Below are 18,675 nucleotides of genomic sequence, written 5' to 3'. Positions count from 1 at the left end.
ATGCCCGTGAACGTCCTGTTTTCTGCGCGCCCTGCCCTGTGGCCCGTGTATGAACCGCTGCTGACCAAAGGCCTGACAGAGGCCGGGCTGGATTTTCACCTTGCCACCGACATCGACCCGGATCAGGTCGACTACGTCGTCTACGCCCCAAGCGGAGGGTTGCTGGATTTCACCCCCTATACGCGGTTGAAAGCGGTGCTGAGCCTTTGGGCCGGGGTGGAAAAGATCGCAGGCAATGAAACCCTGACCGTGCCGCTGGCACGAATGGTGGATCACGGGCTGACGCAGGGTATGACTGAATGGGTGGTGGGCCATGTGCTGCGCTATCATCTGGGGATGGACCAACACATCACCGTACAAGACGGAGTGTGGACCCCCGACGTCCCGCCGCTGGCACCCGAACGGCAGGTCTGTATCCTTGGGCTGGGCGCGCTGGGACAGGTCGCCGCCCGTGCGCTGGCGGCCCTGAATTTCGACGTCACCGGTTGGAGCCGCACGGCCAAAGATATCCCCGGCATCACCTGCCTGCATGGCGATGACGGGCTGCATGCGACCCTGGCACAGGCCGAGATACTGGTTCTGCTGCTGCCGGACACGCCAGCGACTGAACATATCCTGAATCCCGATACGCTGGCGCTGCTGCCCAAAGGCGCGTGCATCATCAACCCCGGTCGCGGGCCGTTGATAGACGATGACGCGCTGCTGGCGGCGCTGAATACGGGGCAGGTCGGCCACGCCACGCTGGACGTGTTCCGGGTTGAGCCGCTGCCGGTGGATCACCCCTATTGGGCGCATCCGAATGTGACGGTAACGCCGCATATCGCATCGGAAACCCGGCCCGTGACGGCGGCGCAGGTGATCTGCGACAACATCCGACGGAGTGAGGCGGGCGAGCCCTTCCTGCACCTCGTCGACCGTTCGTTGGGGTATTGATCAGGCCGCGATCAGCCCGCGCCCTTTCAGCAGCGCCTCAACCCCCGGCATACGCCCACGGAAGGCCAGATACAGCTCCTCGGCCTCGCGAGTGCCGCCGGTGGACAGGATGTTGTCCTCCAGCGCTTTGGCCCGTTCGGGATCAAACGCGCCACCGGCCTCTTCAAAGGCGGCGAAGGCGTCGGCATCCATGACCTCGGACCACATATAGCTGTAATAGCCCGAGCTGTATCCGTCGCCCGCGAAGACATGGGCGAAATGCGGGGTGGCGTGACGCATTCCGATGGCCTGCGGCATCCCGATCCCGGCCAGAACCTCGGCCTGTTTCGCCATCGGATCAGCCGGGGCATCGCCGTCATGGAACGCCAGATCGACCAGCGCCGAGGCGACATATTCCACCGTCTGGAACCCCTGATCGAGGTTCGCCGCCTTCAGCACCTTATCCAGCATGTCCTGCGGCATCGGCTGACCGGTTTCGGCATGGGTGGCAAATTCTGCCAGAACCTCGGGCACCTCCAGCCAGTGTTCGTAAAGCTGGCTGGGCAGTTCGACGAAATCACGCGCGACGCTGGTGCCTGAAATGCTTTCATAGGTCACATCGGACAGCATCTGGTGCAGGGCATGGCCGAACTCATGAAACAAGGTCCGCGCGTCGTCATAAGACAGCAGCGCCGGGTCGCCCTTAGCAAAGTTGCATACGTTGATCACAACCGGGGCCTGCGCTTTGGGGAATTTGGCCTGCGCCCGCATCGCGCTGCACCACGCGCCCGATCGTTTCGAGCCGCGCGCAAAGTAATCCCCGATGAACACCGCGATATGCTGCCCGTTGCGCGTCACCTCCCACGCCCGGCAATCGGGGTGGTAAAGCGGCACGTCCAGCGGCGCGAACTCCAGCCCGAACAGGCGGTTGGCACAAGCAAAAGCGGCCTCGATCATGCGGTCCAGTTGCAGGTAGGGTTTCAGCGCGGCCTCATCCAGATCATGCTCGGCCTTGCGGCGTTTTTCAGCGTAATAGCGCCAGTCCCATGCCTCAAGCGGGCCGTTGACGCCATCCTCTTGCATCATCTGCGTCAGGATATCGGCATCCGCGTTAGCGCGGGACTTTGCCGGTTCCCAGACCTGCATCAGCAGGTCGCGCACCCGGTCGGGCGTGCGGGCCATTTCTGTTTCCAGCTTGAAATCGGCAAAGCTGTCGTAACCCAGCAGTTTGGCGCGTTCCGTACGCAAGGTCAGGGTTTCAGCAGCGATATCCCGATTGTCGGTCTCGCCGCCATTTGCACCGCGCGCGGTCCAGGCCCGATAGGCCCTTTCCCGCAGATCGCGGCGGGGCGAGAATTGCAGGAACGGCACGATCAACGAGCGGGACAGCGTCACAACCGGGCCCTCTGCCCCTTTTTCTTCACCAGCCGCGCGGGCGGCTTTCACGGCGAAATCGGGCAGACCTTCCAGATCATCCTCGGACAGGGTCATGAACCATTCGCGTTCATCCGCCAGCAGGTTCTGCGTGAAATTCGTACCCAAGGTGGCAAGCCGCGCCTTGATGTCCTGCATCCTCGCGTCCTCGGCCCCTTCAAGGGCCGCACCCGCGCGCACGAACCCACGATGGGTCAGCATCAGTACGCGGGCCTGTTCGTCGGTCAGGTCCAGATTCTCTTTGCGCGCCCACAGATCCGCCACGCGCTGAAACAGCGCCTTGTTTGACGAAATGCCCGAGAAATGCGCCGACAGATTGGGCGAAAACGCGCGCTGCAATTCTTCGCGCGCCGGATTGCTGTCTGCCCCCGCAACGGTGAAAAAGACGGACAGAACCTTGTCCATCTGCTCACCCGCCGCCTCAAGCGCCTCAATCGTGTTGGCGAAGGTCGGCGCGTCCGGGTTGGCGGCAATCGCGTCGATCTGAGCGTTGTGGGCCTGCATGGCCTGGTCCAGCGCGGGCGCGAAATCGTCATCGGAAATCTGGTTGAACGGCGCGATTTCAAACGGTGTGGTCCAGTCGGACAGGATCGGATTGGTCATTGGGGTCTCCTTTGCCCCCAACCTAGGAACGGTTGGGGTGATGATCCAGAGCGGGCAGTTGTCACTCGCCGCAAACCGGACAATCGGCGCGGCGTGACAGGGTGATCTTGCGGCTTTCGCCATAAAGCGCGTCATAGATCAGCATTTCACCGCGCAAGGTCTGACCCGCACCGGTGATCACTTTGATCGCCTCGACCGCCATCATCGAACCCACCACACCGGGCAGCGGGCCGACCACCCCCGCCTCGGCGCAGGACGGGGCCAGACCGGGGGCCGGGGCCTCGGGGAAGATGCACTGATAGCACGGCGCGCCGTGGGCCGGATCAAAGACGCTCAGCTGCCCTTCCCACTGCGACAATGCGCCCGAGATCAGCGGCTTGCCCAGTGCAACCGCCGCGCGGTTCACCAGATAGCGGGTGTCGAAATTATCGGTGCCGTCAAGGATCAGATCGAAATCGGCAAACAGCTCTGCCGCGATCTCCTCAGTCAGGCGGCGATGGTACGGCAGGACCACCACATTGGGGTTCTGCGCCTGCATTGCCTGTTGCGCGGAAAACACCTTGGGCATGCCAATATCGGCGTCACGGTGGATCACCTGCCGTTGCAGATTGGCATTCTCGACCTCGTCATCGTCGATCACGCCGATGGTGCCGACACCGGCGGCTGCCAGATATTGCAGGGCAGGCGCGCCCAGCCCGCCTGCGCCGATGACCAGCACCCGCGCCTGTTTCATCTTTTTCTGACCCGGCCCGCCCAGTTCGCGCAGAACAATGTGGCGGGCATAACGTTCAAGCTCGGTCTCGGAAAACTTGTCGGATGGCATCGCGGGCTCCTTGGCTGAGGTTGACGTGGCGCGATTGCGCAGCGCTTTCAGCGCCCGTCCATAAACCAGAACCAGCAGCGCCGTGCCACCCAGTATCAACCATATCGCCGCAGAGCCGCCAGTCGCCTCGCGCAGGGGATTACCATCGGGCAGGATCAGCTGTGCCGTGATCACGCCCAGCAACAGCACCCCGACCAAGGTCATACGCGCAGCGCGCGAAACGCCCGCCAGATATCCGACACCCCAAAGCCCGGCAGCCAGGATCAGAACCAGCAGCATCAGCCGCGCCCAGTCGACCCAAAGCCGCCCAAACCACGCGTGGTGTCGCTAAGCGCGCCCACGGACTCGAACGTGGCCTGAACGACGGGGGCAACGACCAGTTGGGCGATGCGTTCACCATGGGTGATCTTGAACGCGTCTTGCCCGGCGTTCAGGACGATCACACCAAGCGGACCGCGATAATCACTGTCAATCGTGCCCGGCGTGTTGGGTAGTGTGATACCGTGTTTCAGCGCCAGCCCCGAACGGGGGCGCACCTGCACCTCAAAGCCTTGCGGAATTTCGATCCGAAGGCCGGTTGGGATCAAGGCGCGCTGACCCGGTTCCAACGTGATCGCGGCACCATCTGGCAGGTTCGCCCGCACATCCGCACCGGCGGCCCCGGATGTCTCATAAGACGGCAAAGGCACCGACGGATCGGCCCCATCCTCGCGGGTCACTCGGATTGCAACCATCACGGCACCTCTTGTCTAGCTGGTCAGCGCGTCGGCGATCTTGCGCGCCAAACGCTCGGCCACGGCATCCTTGCCCATGCGCGGCCACTCCTCGGCGCTATCGTCCGAAATCAGGACCACTGCGTTCTCGGACCCGCCCATAATGCCCGTCGCCGGGCTAACATCGTTGGCGACGATCCAGTCGCAGCCTTTGCGCGCCCGCTTGGCGGTGGCGTGGTCGACCACATTGTCCGTCTCGGCGGCAAAGCCAACAACCAGTGCGGGGCGACCAACCTTAAGGTGAGCAATGCGTTTGAGGATGTCGGGGTTCTCGGCGAACTCCAGCGCAGGCATCCCGTCGCGGCTTTTCTTCAGCTTTTTGTCCGATGCGCTGGCCACCCGCCAATCCGCGACTGCTGCGGCGAACACACCCGCATCTACCGGCAGCGCGGCATCCACCGCGTCCGACATCTGTTGCGCGGTTTCGACGGGTACCACCTGCACCCCCTGGGGCGGTGGAACATCTGCCGGTCCGGTCACAAAGATCACTTCGGCCCCCAGTGCCGCCAGCGCCCGGGCCACTGCCGTGCCCTGCGCCCCCGAGGACCGGTTGGCGATATAGCGTACCGGATCAATCGGCTCGTGCGTGGGGCCGGACGTCACAAGAACACGCTTGCCTTGCAGCGGCCCGCCGCCCAGTTCGGCCTCGATTGCCGCGACGATTTCCAAGGGTTCCGACATGCGGCCGGGACCAAATTCACCACAGGCCATGTCGCCATCGTTCGGGCCGACAAAGCGGATGCCATCGGCCTGCAGCTGCTTCAGATTGCGCCGGGTTGCAGGGTGGTCCCACATCCGCACGTTCATCGCAGGGGCACACAGAACCGGCGTATCCGTCGCCATCAACAGGGTCGAGGCCAGATCATTGGCCAGCCCCCCGGCCATCTTGCCCATCAGATCAGCGGTTGCCGGGGCGACAACAACAAGATCGGCAGAGCGCGACAGCTGAATATGCCCCATCTCGGCCTCATCCGTCAGGTCGAACAGATCACGATAGGCCTTTTCCCCGGCCAGAGCGGACACAGACAAGGGCGTCACGAATTCCTCGGCGGCACGGGTCAGAACCGGCGTCACTGCCGCCCCGCGTTCCCTGAGGCGCCGGATCAGGTCCAGCGACTTATAGGCCGCGATGCCACCGCCGATGATCAGCAGAATGCGTTTCGATGCCAGCATGTTGTGCCCTTCCCGTCCCGGTCGGCCCCGACATTAGGCAAGGCCGCCCGCCAGTTCCAGCAGTTAATTTCGGGTTTCAAACGCCAGGCACGGGTCTTCGCGGTCGATGGCGGGGCTGTCGATCACGGCATCGAATTCACCATCCACCACGCCATCCTCAGATTGGCCCAGCACAAACACCTTCAGCCCCGGGCGCAGGCGGGACAAAAAGGTTGGAATGCCCCGGTCCCTGCGCGCGTGCCCATTGCCAGTGATCACCCCAACCGGCCCGCCGGTTTCATCCATAGCGCGCAGAATGGCGCGTGCCAGCACCGCGTCGCGCAGCCGTTGAATGGCCACCATCTGCGGCAGTACCTCTGCTGGAATCGCGTTGCAATGTGCCGCCAGTTGGTCCGCCTCACGCTCTGCCTGTTCTTCGGCGGGCAAAGGCACCGTCAGGCCAAAACGCGCGGCATCTGCGCCCAGCGCAGTGGCCGCGCCCCGCTCCATCGCGGCACGTGCGGCTGCGCGCGGGACCATGGCCCCGTAAATCGGCGCATCCGTGGCCTGAAAAACCGGGTAATACATGCTGAGCGGTGGCCAACCGGATTCGAGCCAGCGCAGGATTCTGGATAACTCTTCGGGATCGGAAACGGCCTTATCCGCAAGACGCTGCGCGCCTTCTTCGGTCACCATCTCCCACACAACGGCCGAGGGCGCGATGGCCTTCAAAGCCTCGGCCTGAATGACGTGGTGCCGGGGATTGTCGTGGGTTTCACCCAATATCACAATATCCGCAGCGGCCATCGCGGCCGCTACATCGTCGGGTATCAAGTCATCGGCACGGCCGGGACCGGCCATAACCACAAGCGCACACAGCAGAATCGCAATCTGTTTCATGCGATGAAGTGTTGCACCTCGCGCGATTGGGCTTCAAGGTTCTTGCGCATTTTTGCAAAAGCTGCCGCCTCAAGCTGGCGCACACGTTCTTTGGACAGGCCAAGTTCCTGCCCCAGACTTTCCAGCGTCCGGTTCGGTTCGCGCAGCTTGCGTTCGCGTATGATGAACTGTTCGCGGTCGTTCAGCGCCTGCATAGCCGTCACCAGCCATTCGCGCAGCTGCTTGGTGTCATGGCTGTTCTCAACCGTTTCCGCGGCCTGTTCACGGTCATCTTCCAGGGCGTCAATCCATTCCCGCCCGTCCTCATCCGCCGATTGCACGGCGTTCAGCGAAAAATCGGACCCCGACAGCCGCCCTTCCATCATTTCTACATCCCGCAGAGGAACGCCGATCTCGGCGGCAATCATCTGATGCAACTGGTGGCGGTCCAGGTTCATACCATCGGTCGCAGCCTCACGTTCCAGACGCGCCTGAACGCGGCGCATGTTGAAAAACAGAGATTTCTGGGAAGAGGTCGACCCGGTCCGAACCATTGACCAATTGCGCATCACATAGTCCTGAATGCTCGCCTTGATCCACCAGACGGCATAGGTTGAAAAGCGCACGCCGCGGTCGGGGTCGAATTTATCCGCCGCTTTCATCAGGCCCAGCCCGGCCTCTTGAATCAGATCATTCATCGGCGCGCCATAGCGTTTGAACTTGGCGGCCATCGAAATTGCTAGCCTCATATAGGCTGTAATCAGCCGGTGCAGTGCCTGTTCATCCCGGTCGTCGCGCCAGGCATAGGCCAGCCGTAACTCGGTCTCGGCGTCCAGCAACTCGGCCTTCATCGCTTGCCGGGACATCGAAAAATCTTTTGCGTTGTCCAGTGCCATAGAAATCTCCCCTTTTCACAGGCGCGGGTCGGGCTTGCCATGCCGACCTATGGTCGATACGCAGAACAAAACCGGTTGGATCACCAGAAAGGTAATAACAGTGACGCGGGATTTAACCTTTGTGTTGGGCGGGGCGGCCTCGGGCAAGTCTGCGTTCGCCGAACAACTGGTTGTTTCGTCAGGGAAAAACAAAGTTTACCTAGCGACATCACAAGTGTTTGATGACGAGATGCGGACCAAGGTCCAGCGTCATTTAACCCAACGTGGCGCAGGGTGGACCACCATCGAAGCCCCGTATGACCTTGGCCCGGTGCTGGCCGATCTGAACGCCGATCAGGCCTGTCTGATTGATTGCGCAACCATGTGGCTGACCAATCACCTGCTTGCGGAACACGACCTGGAGCAGGCTCAGGCCACGCTGCTGCAGGCGTTACAATCGTGCCGCGCGCCGGTTGTCATCGTCTCGAACGAAGTCGGATACGGCATTGTCCCCGAAAACGCCCTGTCCCGCCGGTTCCGCGAGGCGCAGGGGCGGCTGAACATTGCACTGGCGGCTCAGGCCGATCTGGTGGTGCAGGTCACCGCCGGGCTGCCACTGGCGCTGAAGGGGCAGCTGCCATGACCCGCCTGCATCTTGTGCGCCATGGGCCGACGCACGCAAAAACCATGGTTGGCTGGTCCGATCTGCCAGCCGACCTGAGTGATCATGCTGCAATCGCCCGCCTGCACGATTACCTACCGGACGGGGCGATTGTCATCTCATCTGACCTGTCGCGTGCGGCTGACACGGCCTCGGCCATTCAGGGGGCACGCGAACGCCTGCCGCACCACCCCGACCTGCGTGAAATCCATTTCGGCACGTGGGAGCTGCGCGGGTTCAAAGAGATTGAGGCCGAAGACCCGGAGCTGACCTTTGCCTATTGGGACAATCCCGGCGACGTGCGCCCCCCGAACGGCGAAAGCTGGAACGAGGTTCGCGCCCGTGTCGATGCGGCAATCGACAGGCTGATCGCGCGGCATACCGGGCGCGATCTTATTATCGTGGCCCATTTCGGCGTGATCCTGACGCAGGTTCAGCGGGCCCTGAATGTCGACGCGCAAGAGGCACTCAGCCATCGCATCGACAACCTCTCGGTCACCGAAATCACCCATCACGGCGACCGCTGGTCGGTTGGGCGGATCAATCACTGTCCGTGATCGGGTCGCGCACAAATCACTGATTTACGGCAGGCTCGGGCCACGCCATCCTTGCGCCATGACCTATGATTTGTATATCGGAGACCGCCTGTTTTCCAGTTGGTCCCTGCGCGGCTGGCTGATGCTGGAAAAGTTCGACCTGCCCTATCGAAGCCACATGATCGGCCTGTATTCCGGCACCATGGCGGAGGATATGAAACCCCTCGCCCCGGCCCGCCTTGTGCCCGCCCTGCGCCTGCCCGACGGCGTGGTGGTAGGCGAAAGCCTCGCCATGGCCGAGACATTGTCCGAGCGGCACCCCGAGGCCGGATTGTGGCCGACAGAACCTGCCGCCCGCGCGACCGCACGCTGGCTTTGCGCCGAGATGATTGCCGGGTTCACGGCCTTGCGGGGCGAATGCCCGATGCAGTTGTCACACTGCTGGCAGGGGTTTGACCCCGCGCCTGAAACACGGGCCGATCTGGACCGTATCGAGACACTGTGGTCCCATGCCCGCGCTATTTCCGGTGCGACCTCAGGGCCGATGTTTGGGGCCTATTCTCTGGCCGATGTGTTCTATACGCCGGTGGCCGCGCGCATAATCGGGTACGGCCTGCCCGTGTCGGATGCCAACCGGGACTATTGCCTGCAATTACTGTCGGATACATCAGTGCGGCAATGGCGCGCGATGGGCATGACCGTGGCCTATGATCCATTTCCTTATGCACGGGATCTGTCGGTTCAAGCCTGGCCGGTGGGTGGCCAATCTGACGCCCGCGCGGCCCAGGACGGCCCTTCGATTAACAAAAACTGCCCCTATTCAGGCAAACCAGTCACCCATTTTCTGGAACTGAACGCGCAGCGCTGGGGTTTCTGCAACCAGTTCTGCCGCGACAAAACCGTCGCAGACCCGGACGCATGGCCGAAATTCTCTGCAATGACCAACGCCGTTAACGATTCCTAAACCGGGACCATGGCAGCAACGACCTGTTAACCAAAAAGGGTCGTACATGGTTGCCCGTGCCCATACAGTCGCGTTTCAGGGGGTCGACGCCCGCCCGGTCGAGGTGCAGTGCGCCGTCTCGCCGGGGCTGCCCGCCTTTTCCATCGTCGGACTGCCCGACAAAGCCGTGTCCGAGGCCCGCGACCGCGTCCGCAGCGCGCTGAGTTCGATGGCTATCGCCCTGCCATCGAAACGGATCACCATCAACCTGTCGCCCGCCGACCTGCCCAAAGAGGGCAGCCATTTCGACCTGCCCATCGCCGTGGCATTGTTGTCCGCGCTGGATATCATTCCCTCAGACGCCGCTGAGGGAGCCGTTTCACTGGGGGAATTGTCACTGGATGGATCGCTGGTGCCGGTCGTCGGTGCCCTGCCCGCCGCCATGACCGCCGCCGCCGAAGATCGCACGTTGCTCTGCCCCCGCGCCTCTAGCGCCGAGGCCGCCTGGGTTGACGCAACGCAGGTGATCGGGGCGGGTTCTCTGGGCGATGTCGTGCGCCATTTTTCGGGGCAGTCGCCGTTGCCAGCCGCCCAGCCCGGCGAGGTAAACCTTGCCCCCAGTGCCCGCGACCTGCGTGACGTCAAAGGACAGGAGCGCGCCAAACGCGCGTTGGAAATTGCCGCCGCCGGGCGGCATCACCTGATCATGATCGGAACGCCCGGGTCGGGCAAATCCATGCTGGCCGCGCGCCTACCCGGCATTCTGCCACCCCTGACCCCGACAGAGGCATTGGAAACCTCGATGATCCAATCGTTGTGCGGGTTGCTGGATGAGGGCGGCATCAGTCGCAGCCGACCCTTTCGTGAACCGCACCATACCGCGTCGATGGCCGCCATAGTCGGCGGCGGCTGTAAAACACGCAAGAGAAATAGAAAGAGTGCAAGAGGAGTAGAACGTATATCGTACTCAGGGCGGTTGGTCGCAAAAATCACTGGAACACATCGCTCCCCCGTCAGCATTTCACCCAGGGCACACACGCTGCTTTTTTGGCTAAAACGCTACAAAAAGATAATGGAAGCCATAAAAAAGAAGCCAAGTTGCTTTCAGTTAGCCAAATTGGCCACTCTATTTGGCAAGCACAGGGAACCCCCGACGGGTGCGCATCAAAGCTCACGCTCGGAGTTTGAGATACATGCCGCTAAAGGAAACGAAGGTGAGATTTCCCCTGCCATGCGCCTCAGCAATAGATGCAGGTGCAACGATAACCCGTTCGAATTCGGTGAAGCCCAGGCTCACGAGTCACGACGTCATTTTCATTTGAAAGCTGAGGAAGGTGTAGGCTCCGCACCATGGTCCTGCGCGGTCCTTGTGACATGCCTTCACTGCAAGACGGTTATGGGTAGCTATTGCGGTCCGAACCTTTGCGAATCCGCTTTCTATAAAGCGTTGTCCAAAGCAATGGAAAGTCGCTCGAAAGGGGAGACTGTTGTTTTGTCGATTGAGATGTAAGCAGTGTAGCTGACCAATTGAATAGACGCTGATTAACCTTCAATGAGCGGATTGACGATACCGCCAAAGTTAAATTGAAAAATCCCAATGCTCCGCGCAACTGAATCTCATTCGGCGGCGCGCAAATCCTGGAGAGACTGTGTATCAAAGCGGAGCACAATGCGACCGTCGCGTCAGGGCTGGCAGTTTGAGCCCTGAGCAGACACTGACGTGCTTCTTTTGTTTTGCGCATGCAGAATGTTGCGAAGAAATCGAAGCCGAGGTTAAGTGCGCAGATTGAGATAGGGCACATCACCTTAGAGGGCAGGTCATGTGATTTGACGCCCCACGTCTGACCTACTTTCACTGCCAACCGGCTGAGGGAGAATTGTCTGCAAGTATCGCCCTTCCCGAGATCGCGAATACCGATAACCAACATACTTGTTCGAAAACAATTCTCCGTTTGGATTTAGTATTTTGTGATAGCGGGTCTCAGAAATCGTTTTATTCTCAGTCGACAGTCCTAAGACAGTTTGGTCTCTGCCTTCCCAGATATCAAACAACTCACTCATCGTTAATGGCAGGTTTCGCGCCAGTACCATTGCAGCTGTATCAATCCGGTCACAAAGATGAGCTCTTTGTACGCCTTTTGGAACGTGCCGGAATCCCACGCCTGCAAACTTGTTTAGAGCGGCAGGAGTAATCCCAATTACACGCCATCCGGCTGGTGAATCAGACAGCACTGATCCAATCAATGTGTTGCTTCGTTTTAGCGTTATGTTACCTAGTCGAAACTGTTCATGAACCACTCGATAAATTGCGTAACATGCGGATCTTTGACCGGAATCCAAAGGCGCGCCCTCTCATAAGTACATGGATTTATGGTTTTTTTCGGCCCATCGCCATTGAAAAGTAAAGTCTTCACGGAGCCCCGACCGGACCTCCACCACCATACTACGCTTTGCTCATGCAAACAGTCGCGAAAAACGCAAACCGGACGTTGGGTAAGCCATCGTGATCAACGGCATCACGAAGTTAGGGGATTGACCCGCCATTTCACTTTGCAACGAATGTCGGTATTCACATTGCCCCATTTTCAGGCCTTCCATGACCAAGCAACCATATTCTGGCCAATCTGAGCGCTTCCACGCACGAATCCTCTCACACTGTCAGCAGCACACCTTTCAGTGCCGAAAATACATGGAAATAGGGAAGTTCTTGGACCTCCTAACCCATCGAAGGCTGCCTCTCTCTCGCGTTGATACATTCTCAGACAAAGCGGAAGCTCAGGTTGGTCTTGAGCTGAAGAAAAAGTACATTCTTGATCGAGTGGATTGGTATACGCAACGACTTGTGTCGGCTACTGGAAACGTTCAAGCAGACAATGCTATCGTACAATCGATTGAAGCTTTAAAGGGCTACCTCGAAACAGCGTCAGATGATGAAGGCATAAACGCTTCGCTTGAGATCGCACATGGCAATCTTAAACAGACAGGCTTCAAATCCGCTCTGCTGCGTCCACTTATTCCGGTTTCAGCGAACGACTATCTACACGAGTGGTATTGCTTTTCATGTTGCGGACCAAATTCAGATTCGGAGCCGAATACGAGCGCGGAAAGCTACTTGATGTGGAAGACTTATGTTCCGTCTGGAAAAGGTGTTTCATTTACGTTCAATAGTTTGGAGCTGCTGAGGGCAATCGAAGATCCTGCCTATGATGCAAGCTTGGGGGACACCGGACCTGAGCCACATATTTACTTTGGTAAAGTTGACTACTCCGGCCAAGAGGCTTGCGACATTGAAGATGCCGTGTTTTCCAAACGTGCCTACTACAAGGATGAAAATGAAGTACGCTACGCCAAACGATCACCTGGTGGAGGGTACGAACCAGTTATCTATTGCGATCTTTCGCTTTCGTTGCCCCTGCTGATACAAGAAATAACTTTTTCTCCATTTATGAGCCGTTGGGAAGTAGACACATACATCGAAGTTATCGAAACCATCTGGCACAAGCACTTTGATGACGTCGCTTCGATACCTCAGATTTTAGCATCACAGGTTGAACGCGCCTAGCTATCGCAACCTTTATTTAGCGTCGTGTCGGCCGTTGCGGTTCACCTTGTCGGCGGTCTACTAAGCCAGCTTTTCAATCGGCATGACTGTTACCTTTAGCGAAACAATAACACCAACGGAGAGGCAAAGATCGTGAAAATTGGCGCTCGGGATGATTTTGAAAACAAATATATGGGCAAGTTCAGAGCTTTGGCCGCACCTTATGGCGTTTTCGTTGACTACGAGCGTGACAATGCCGGGCGCGACATTGGACTGCATCTAACAACGTCAAACCAAACACGCGACGGGATGATCGTCACGCCAGCCCTGGTCTGGTTCCAAATGAAAGGGGTCATGGCCGGTACATTGAGCAGTGAGGAATACGCAGCTACTGACAAAGTGGCGCTGGACCTAGAAGTCGCGCACTTAAGGTTCTGGTATCTCAATATCCAACCAACCTACCTTGCGGTATTCGTGGAAAGCGTTGATCGGTTTTTGGCCATAGATTTGCAGAAATGGGTGGAAGATCATTTCGGTAATGAGATCATGACCCTCAATCAGAAGACTGTTCGAGTGAAGGTCGATAAAAAAAACGAGCTTGATGGTGATTTTTTTCGAATTGTTCTGAACCGCAACCTAGTCCCGGCTCTTAGGCGCTCTTTGAGCGAAGAGAACGACAAGGAAATCGCCCGATTCTTACGGGACTCGTCTGTTGTGCAATGGTTGAGCAATTGTCGCCAGCATGGTGCAGAAGCGCGTCTGACCATAGTCAGTTGGATATCAAAGATGAGAACAGAGGCGTATTTTGAAGCTCGCGCGCCCGAAGGCGATTGGGAGCCGTTCCGCGCGCATTGGGAATACTCAATGGGTGAGCTGGCTTTGGCATTTCCCTACCTAAAGTTCATCCCTGAAACGAGAGCGGAACCTGTTCGCTATCCTGATGTTATACAGGACTTTGATGGAGAAATTATCGAGATCTGGCACGAGAGCTTCTGCGTCATTGAATCTAAAACTGGCCACGAGCTTGATGAGGACGAGATTGAAGGCGAATGTCTACTCGAAATAGGCAATAGTGAATATTCCTATGGAGATATGGGAGGAGGCGAATTGGTCGAACACCGGCTCACCATAGAACTGAATGAGATTGGTGAGCGGTGGGCAGACACCTTAGCGGTGCTTGTCGATGCCGAAGTAGTCTCAGTTGACGTGGAGCCACACCAGATTAGCGTCGCTCCGTGGCATGCTCGGGACGTTTAACGGCAATGCAGATATGTGGATTATAGGCGAAAGCTGGAAAAGGCGTTTGTGAACACTGCGATATCCGCTTTATGTGCATAGCTGCCGTCGGTTACGCTCATTGTTGCAACCGCGGCGAACGGCGGCTCAGTGGCCTACATGCACTTTTTTTGTGATCGGGAGGCACTTGCGTTGATAGTCCGCTTCTGTTGCGCATATTGGGCGCTCGATATTGACAACCTAGGAATGTCAGCTTTGGTGCCATGAGCAGTAGTTCACCATACCGCTCGTTAATGATATTGGGTAACTTGGTCATAGGGATGCGCAGCTGCTTGGGCTCAGACGGCATTGAGCGACTCGTGCCACTCCGCATTCCCTTGTCGCAGCCCTTTTGCGACATTCAAGCGAGGTGCCGATGTATCGATGCTACAGGGGCAGCCGAGTAGGTAAATACGGCCGATGAGGAAGTCGCTCCAACCAACTAGTTTGCAAGCTTGTACGGCCACATTGTGGTGACTAGGTTTCCGCTTGCTGGATGAACTTCTTCTGATAAACAAGTCTGCAACCATGAGAATAGGAGATCGAAGTGAGCAAGAACGACCCGAAAACTCTGTCTTTGAACACTGTCGATTACCCGTTTGAGACCTTGGTGGCACGCGTTACGGCGAATCCTCCCAAATTGATCTTAGACCCTGACTTTCAAAGGAAGTTCAAGTGGGACAAAGAGGGCTGGGATCGGTCATCTAAGTTTATTGAATCTTGTTTGATGCGTATACCGCTGCCTTCCTGCTATTTTGCGGAAATGGATGATGGTCGGCAACTTGTGATTGATGGAGTGCAAAGAATAACAACTATCTGCAAATTCATGAATGATGACTTCGCTCTCTCCGGTCTCGAGACACTGAGCCACTTGAATGGAAAAAAATTCTCCGACCTCACATCGGAAGCTCGGGATCTCGAGTCCACGACAATTCGTTGCATCGTGTTGAGGCGTGAAAACCCCGAAGAAATAGTTGCCGAAATATTCTCGAGGCTCAACCAAGGTGGAGTTGACCTTTCAGATCAGGAAATTCGGCACGCTTTGTTTCCGGGAAAATTCAATGATTTGCTATCGGAATTGGCTGAAACCAAAGAGGTGAAAAATTTCAAGATAGGAAAACGTAGTAGCGCCAGAAATGACTCTCTGGAAGGTGAAGAGCTGGTTTTGCGATTTTTTGCTATGAATAACGATCTGAAAAGCTACGAGGGCAATTTGAAGTCATTTTTGGATCGTTTTATGAAAACCCACAAAGGGGATGGCGCTGCAGAAGTAAAGCGTTTTCGGTCAGAATTTGTAGCGGCTCTAGATAGATGCAAGATCGTGTTTGGCGGTGACAACGAGCTCTTCACTAGCCTTTCTGGTCAGCGCCGTCGACAAGGTCTGGTCTATTTTGATCTGCAAATGAGTACTTTATCGGCGTTCTCAAAGCGAGATCTTAGGGCCCACAAGACGGCAATAAGAGACGCCTGGGAAGAGATGTGCTCTTCGCGTGAGTTTAAAAGGCTCACCGAGGGAGGAGTTCAAAGAAAGTCATCGGTGGGTTTGAGAAACAAAATCTGGAAAGAAAAGCTCGATTCTATTGTTCCCTGATTTTAGACAGAGACCCCTTTCGAATGAACCCACATTCCTCCTCTATTCACTTTGAAGAGCAGTTCTCTGCATTGCGCGAAGTCGCGGAGGAGAGTAACCGAAGGCTACTTCAAGAAGTGCCGGATGCTCTCTTTGAAAACCATTCCAATGTATTCATTAAGTCGTACTTGGTTAGCGCGTGCTCCGTCCTCGAAGCCTTCTTGCAAAATGAGGTGCTTTACTTCGTTCATGAAATTAAAGGGCGAGTGTTTAGCGCAAACATTCCTCACAATCTTACGACGTGGTCCGCTGGGGCGAAAGAGTCTTCTGCAAATAGGAAATTTTCTCCGTTCGAGATCGATTTGACAGATAAAGAAGTCACCGAAAAGGTGAGCGGAAACATTGAGAAAACGATAAATTCGTTCGCAAGTGTAGGGGTGGATTTGACTGGGGATGACGAGTTCAGAGCCCTGAAGGATTTCATCTCTGCCAGGGTTACAAAAAGGAACTCAATTATTCATGACAACGATGACGCTTCGGACGTCAGTTTTTCTGATGTAATCGAGCTGGTGGATAAGTTTACAGAATATTGCCGCTGTATTCAGCGGATAGTTCGAAACAATTCTCATTTGCGTTGCTAACTTGCTTTGAAGAGCTAGCCTCTTAGGCGAACTCCAACTGCCCTTCATGTCGGTGAGGCGCAGCGTATGGCTTTCTGGATCTTGGTGCATTTTAGGCCTGGCATCTTTGTATTGAGGGCATGTCAAAGCCCCGAACTGTTCTGGTTGCACCTGCAGCGAATGTCTGCTTGGTGGCCCGCGACTCTGTCGCTTCGAACCTTGTTCAAATAGGGGCCGTGGACGCCTTCGGAAAGCACCACTACTGCCCTCGTGCTCAATTGAAGCGGCTTCAGAAGAAGTACAACGACGAATTCAGTAGTTAACAAATAGGAGCGCAGTTTGAACTTACTTTATGTAATTTGGGTCGTTGCTTTTTTGGGTTTACTCGCCTTGACCTTTACTGCCTTGTTCAGTTCCTTCCTTCCAGAGTTTTACCGTTTTGGGGCAATCGGTCTTGTTGGTTGCTTGTGGTGGGTGTTGTTACGTTGGTACTTTCGGGAAGATTAGAGGATAGAAGATGATTGAAGATGGGGACTACCCTGGGCTTTGGGACAGTTTTTACGACGGTCTGGATGAGGGAATGTACAGCTTCGGCTTCACGTTCCCATTCCTGATGGTCTACCTGATAGCTTGGTTCGGAACCATCATCTGGATACCGATGGCGATCCGACTGGCGCGCAAGCACGTCGTAAAGCCAACCCAAGAGATTTTAGGCAATATGCGCGAGCAGCCCCATGAGGGTGAAAATCAACAATAGGGAGCTAATTTTGAAGTGTCCAAGCAGTGATTGTCGCGGCGGCAGCCATGACCGGCAAGTAATGGTATCCAAGGGGCTGAAAGAGAATCTGCCCGAGGACATACGGGATAGGGCAAGAAGTCGATGCCAGTATTGTGGGTGTGTCTATGATGTGCATGACAGAATTCTAGGGTGGTATGATAACGGGGTGATAGGGCCGGGTTGGCACTGCAAACGGGTTCCTGGTTCGCAATAGGGAGCAAGCCGGTCTTGACTAAGTATTACACCTATTTGTTTTTCGGCATTTTCTTGACTGTCCTTCCTTCAGGGTTGGTGGCCCAGAATGGTGAAGAACCAAAGTACCAGACCAAAGAATTTTCCGGTTCAGAAAGCGTCATTCCTACTGCATTCTTGTGTATGTTTGTCGGACAGCAAACCGGCATCGAACCGGATGCCACGCCGTTATTATTAGACTTCATGCTGGACTTAGGAGGCACCCCTGAGCAGGTTGATCTGTGGGCGCAAGATGCTGTTCTTTACATCAATCACGTTCTTCCTGGCGCGGATTTAGAGGAAGTTTGGGGGGCCGAATGTGCCGCGCCGATTGCTAAATTGAAAGGAATTTACGGTTCACAATGAGAAGCCGTTTGCGTTGTTGAATGTCCGGTATCGGTCCGCCAAGAAGGCCTCGCAGTTCGGGCAGCATTACCAGTTCGCATTCAAATGGGTGAGCGGGCACTAGCGGCGAAAGTCTGCTTTGTGGCCTTCTCTACTCGGTTGTTAGGAGACAATGATACCATCTGCCTAGATGCACATTCTTAACAAGATTGGACGGCAACATTATTGAGATTCACGGGGCAATTCACTGGGAAGGTGCGTTACGTCGCTCACAGCGCAACGCCCGTATGTTCCAGAATGCAACAAATGGATTGAAATCAGGCAATCGACGAATTGGAACGACCACAACCCTTCAGCTCAATCTGCCTCAGACTGTTGGACTTCCTCCCGGAGCCGAGCTTTGAGGGCATCCACAATCAGCAGTTCGATTTTGGCTACGCGCCACCCGTGCTCAAACGCCAACCTTTCGACAAGGTCAACGATTTCTGAATTTTTGGGGCCATAAATATGCCAGTCGTGCAGTTCGTGCGTGTCGGGATGATGCGGTTTCTTCATTTTGGAAAACATCGCCTAGTTTCATGGGACATCGTAGTTTTTTTGACTTAGAAACCTCAAGAAAAATTTGCTCAAACGAGCATCCGCTGGATGCAACAGCAACTGACTTTCACTCTGCAATCCAATCGGTCGACTAGACCACATCAATTCAAACTTCATCTAACATTGC

Annotated in this window: 17 protein-coding genes and 1 pseudogene; 11 read left to right on the top strand and 7 right to left on the bottom strand. The window is 56.5% G+C overall.

The genetic code is table 11. The features are described 5' to 3' along the window. The gene (locus tag JT51_RS19515) at nucleotides 1-933 is read left to right on the top strand and encodes a 2-hydroxyacid dehydrogenase (protein ID WP_037316984.1); all 933 of its coding nucleotides are present in this window, start codon (nucleotides 1-3) and stop codon (nucleotides 931-933) included. On the opposite strand, the gene JT51_RS19510 is transcribed toward JT51_RS19515, so the two are convergent. The 6 genes from JT51_RS19510 to JT51_RS19485 form a co-directional block, all read right to left on the bottom strand. After that, complete coding sequence (locus tag JT51_RS19510) at nucleotides 934-2,949, bottom strand: M3 family metallopeptidase (RefSeq protein ID WP_037316981.1); 2,016 nt, start codon at nucleotides 2,947-2,949, stop codon at nucleotides 934-936. Nucleotides 2,950-3,010: 61 nt separating this feature from the next. Further along, a complete protein-coding gene (locus JT51_RS19505) occupies nucleotides 3,011-4,051 on the bottom strand; it encodes a HesA/MoeB/ThiF family protein (protein ID WP_037316978.1) in 1,041 nt (346 codons plus the stop codon). Further along, a complete protein-coding gene (dut, locus tag JT51_RS19500; RefSeq protein ID WP_037317235.1) occupies nucleotides 4,051-4,506 on the bottom strand; it encodes a dUTP diphosphatase in 456 nt (151 codons plus the stop codon). Before dut ends, JT51_RS19505 begins: the two co-directional genes overlap by 1 nt. A gap of 15 nt (nucleotides 4,507-4,521) precedes the next feature. After that, nucleotides 4,522-5,718, bottom strand: a complete 1,197-nt coding sequence (coaBC, locus tag JT51_RS19495; RefSeq protein WP_037316975.1) for a bifunctional phosphopantothenoylcysteine decarboxylase/phosphopantothenate--cysteine ligase CoaBC — start codon at nucleotides 5,716-5,718, stop codon at nucleotides 4,522-4,524. Nucleotides 5,719-5,781: 63 nt separating this feature from the next. Next, nucleotides 5,782-6,597, bottom strand: coding sequence for a ChaN family lipoprotein (locus tag JT51_RS19490; protein ID WP_037316972.1), 816 nt, complete (start codon nucleotides 6,595-6,597; stop codon nucleotides 5,782-5,784). Further along, complete coding sequence (locus tag JT51_RS19485) at nucleotides 6,594-7,472, bottom strand: RNA polymerase factor sigma-32 (protein ID WP_037316969.1); 879 nt, start codon at nucleotides 7,470-7,472, stop codon at nucleotides 6,594-6,596. The genes JT51_RS19490 and JT51_RS19485 overlap by 4 nt, the downstream gene beginning before the upstream one ends. Before the next feature lie 100 nt (nucleotides 7,473-7,572). Here JT51_RS19485 and cobU point away from each other — a divergent pair, with 100 nt between their 5' ends. The 10 genes and pseudogenes from cobU (at nucleotide 7,573) to JT51_RS19435 (ending at nucleotide 17,972) form a co-directional block, all read left to right on the top strand. Then, nucleotides 7,573-8,094 (top strand): bifunctional adenosylcobinamide kinase/adenosylcobinamide-phosphate guanylyltransferase, encoded by a 522-nt coding sequence (gene cobU / locus JT51_RS19480; protein ID WP_037317232.1) that lies wholly within the window; start codon nucleotides 7,573-7,575, stop codon nucleotides 8,092-8,094. After that, entirely contained in the window at nucleotides 8,091-8,669 is a 579-nt protein-coding gene (locus JT51_RS19475) for a histidine phosphatase family protein (protein ID WP_037316966.1), read from the top strand. Before cobU ends, JT51_RS19475 begins: the two co-directional genes overlap by 4 nt. 58 nt (nucleotides 8,670-8,727) lie before the next feature. Beyond that, a complete protein-coding gene (locus tag JT51_RS19470; protein WP_037316963.1) occupies nucleotides 8,728-9,612 on the top strand; it encodes a glutathione S-transferase in 885 nt (294 codons plus the stop codon). A 46-nt stretch (nucleotides 9,613-9,658) separates the two neighbouring features. After that, a pseudogene (locus JT51_RS22400) lies at nucleotides 9,659-10,513 on the top strand (YifB family Mg chelatase-like AAA ATPase); the annotation flags it as partial. Between the two features lie 1,785 nt (nucleotides 10,514-12,298). After that, nucleotides 12,299-13,153 (top strand): hypothetical protein, encoded by an 855-nt coding sequence (locus JT51_RS19460; RefSeq protein ID WP_152563394.1) that lies wholly within the window; start codon nucleotides 12,299-12,301, stop codon nucleotides 13,151-13,153. Nucleotides 13,154-13,285: 132 nt separating this feature from the next. Next, complete coding sequence (locus JT51_RS19455) at nucleotides 13,286-14,389, top strand: DUF4365 domain-containing protein (protein WP_081894754.1); 1,104 nt, start codon at nucleotides 13,286-13,288, stop codon at nucleotides 14,387-14,389. Nucleotides 14,390-14,954: 565 nt separating this feature from the next. Beyond that, entirely contained in the window at nucleotides 14,955-15,998 is a 1,044-nt protein-coding gene (locus JT51_RS19450) for a DUF262 domain-containing protein (RefSeq protein WP_037316954.1), read from the top strand. Between the two features lie 23 nt (nucleotides 15,999-16,021). Beyond that, nucleotides 16,022-16,618, top strand: a complete 597-nt coding sequence (locus JT51_RS19445) for a HEPN domain-containing protein (protein WP_037316951.1) — start codon at nucleotides 16,022-16,024, stop codon at nucleotides 16,616-16,618. Between the two features lie 496 nt (nucleotides 16,619-17,114). Then, nucleotides 17,115-17,354: a hypothetical protein gene (locus JT51_RS19440; protein ID WP_037316948.1), complete on the top strand. Its 240-nt coding sequence runs from the start codon at nucleotides 17,115-17,117 to the stop codon at nucleotides 17,352-17,354. 249 nt (nucleotides 17,355-17,603) lie between these two features. Continuing rightward, complete coding sequence (locus tag JT51_RS19435) at nucleotides 17,604-17,972, top strand: hypothetical protein (RefSeq protein ID WP_152563393.1); 369 nt, start codon at nucleotides 17,604-17,606, stop codon at nucleotides 17,970-17,972. Between the two features lie 336 nt (nucleotides 17,973-18,308). On the opposite strand, the gene JT51_RS19430 is transcribed toward JT51_RS19435, so the two are convergent. Then, on the bottom strand, nucleotides 18,309-18,518 hold the full coding sequence (locus JT51_RS19430; RefSeq protein ID WP_051927655.1) for a hypothetical protein: 210 nt from the start codon (nucleotides 18,516-18,518) through the stop codon (nucleotides 18,309-18,311). Nucleotides 18,519-18,675: the final 157 nt, after the last annotated feature.

Source organism: Ruegeria halocynthiae (assembly GCF_000743705.1).
GTDB lineage: Bacteria > Pseudomonadota > Alphaproteobacteria > Rhodobacterales > Rhodobacteraceae > Ruegeria > Ruegeria halocynthiae_B.
Note: the sequence above shows the minus strand (reverse complement) of the source record. Positions and strands in the feature narration are given on the sequence as shown.

Bases quoted from the DNA above. Each gene is read 5' to 3' on its own strand.
- JT51_RS19440 (WP_037316948.1), top strand. From the start codon at position 17,115: ATGATTGAAGATGGGGACTACCCTGGGCTTTGGGACAGTTTTTACGAC.
- dut (WP_037317235.1), bottom strand. From the start codon at position 4,506: ATGGTTGCAATCCGAGTGACCCGCGAGGATGGGGCCGATCCGTCGGTG.
- JT51_RS19485 (WP_037316969.1), bottom strand. From the start codon at position 7,472: ATGGCACTGGACAACGCAAAAGATTTTTCGATGTCCCGGCAAGCGATG.
- JT51_RS19515 (WP_037316984.1), top strand. From the start codon at position 1: ATGCCCGTGAACGTCCTGTTTTCTGCGCGCCCTGCCCTGTGGCCCGTG.
- JT51_RS19470 (WP_037316963.1), top strand. From the start codon at position 8,728: ATGACCTATGATTTGTATATCGGAGACCGCCTGTTTTCCAGTTGGTCC.
- JT51_RS19445 (WP_037316951.1), top strand. From the start codon at position 16,022: ATGAACCCACATTCCTCCTCTATTCACTTTGAAGAGCAGTTCTCTGCA.
- JT51_RS19430 (WP_051927655.1), bottom strand. From the start codon at position 18,518: ATGTTTTCCAAAATGAAGAAACCGCATCATCCCGACACGCACGAACTG.
- JT51_RS19505 (WP_037316978.1), bottom strand. From the start codon at position 4,051: ATGCTGCTGGTTCTGATCCTGGCTGCCGGGCTTTGGGGTGTCGGATAT.
- JT51_RS19490 (WP_037316972.1), bottom strand. From the start codon at position 6,597: ATGAAACAGATTGCGATTCTGCTGTGTGCGCTTGTGGTTATGGCCGGT.
- coaBC (WP_037316975.1), bottom strand. From the start codon at position 5,718: ATGCTGGCATCGAAACGCATTCTGCTGATCATCGGCGGTGGCATCGCG.
- JT51_RS19510 (WP_037316981.1), bottom strand. From the start codon at position 2,949: ATGACCAATCCGATCCTGTCCGACTGGACCACACCGTTTGAAATCGCG.
- JT51_RS19475 (WP_037316966.1), top strand. From the start codon at position 8,091: ATGACCCGCCTGCATCTTGTGCGCCATGGGCCGACGCACGCAAAAACC.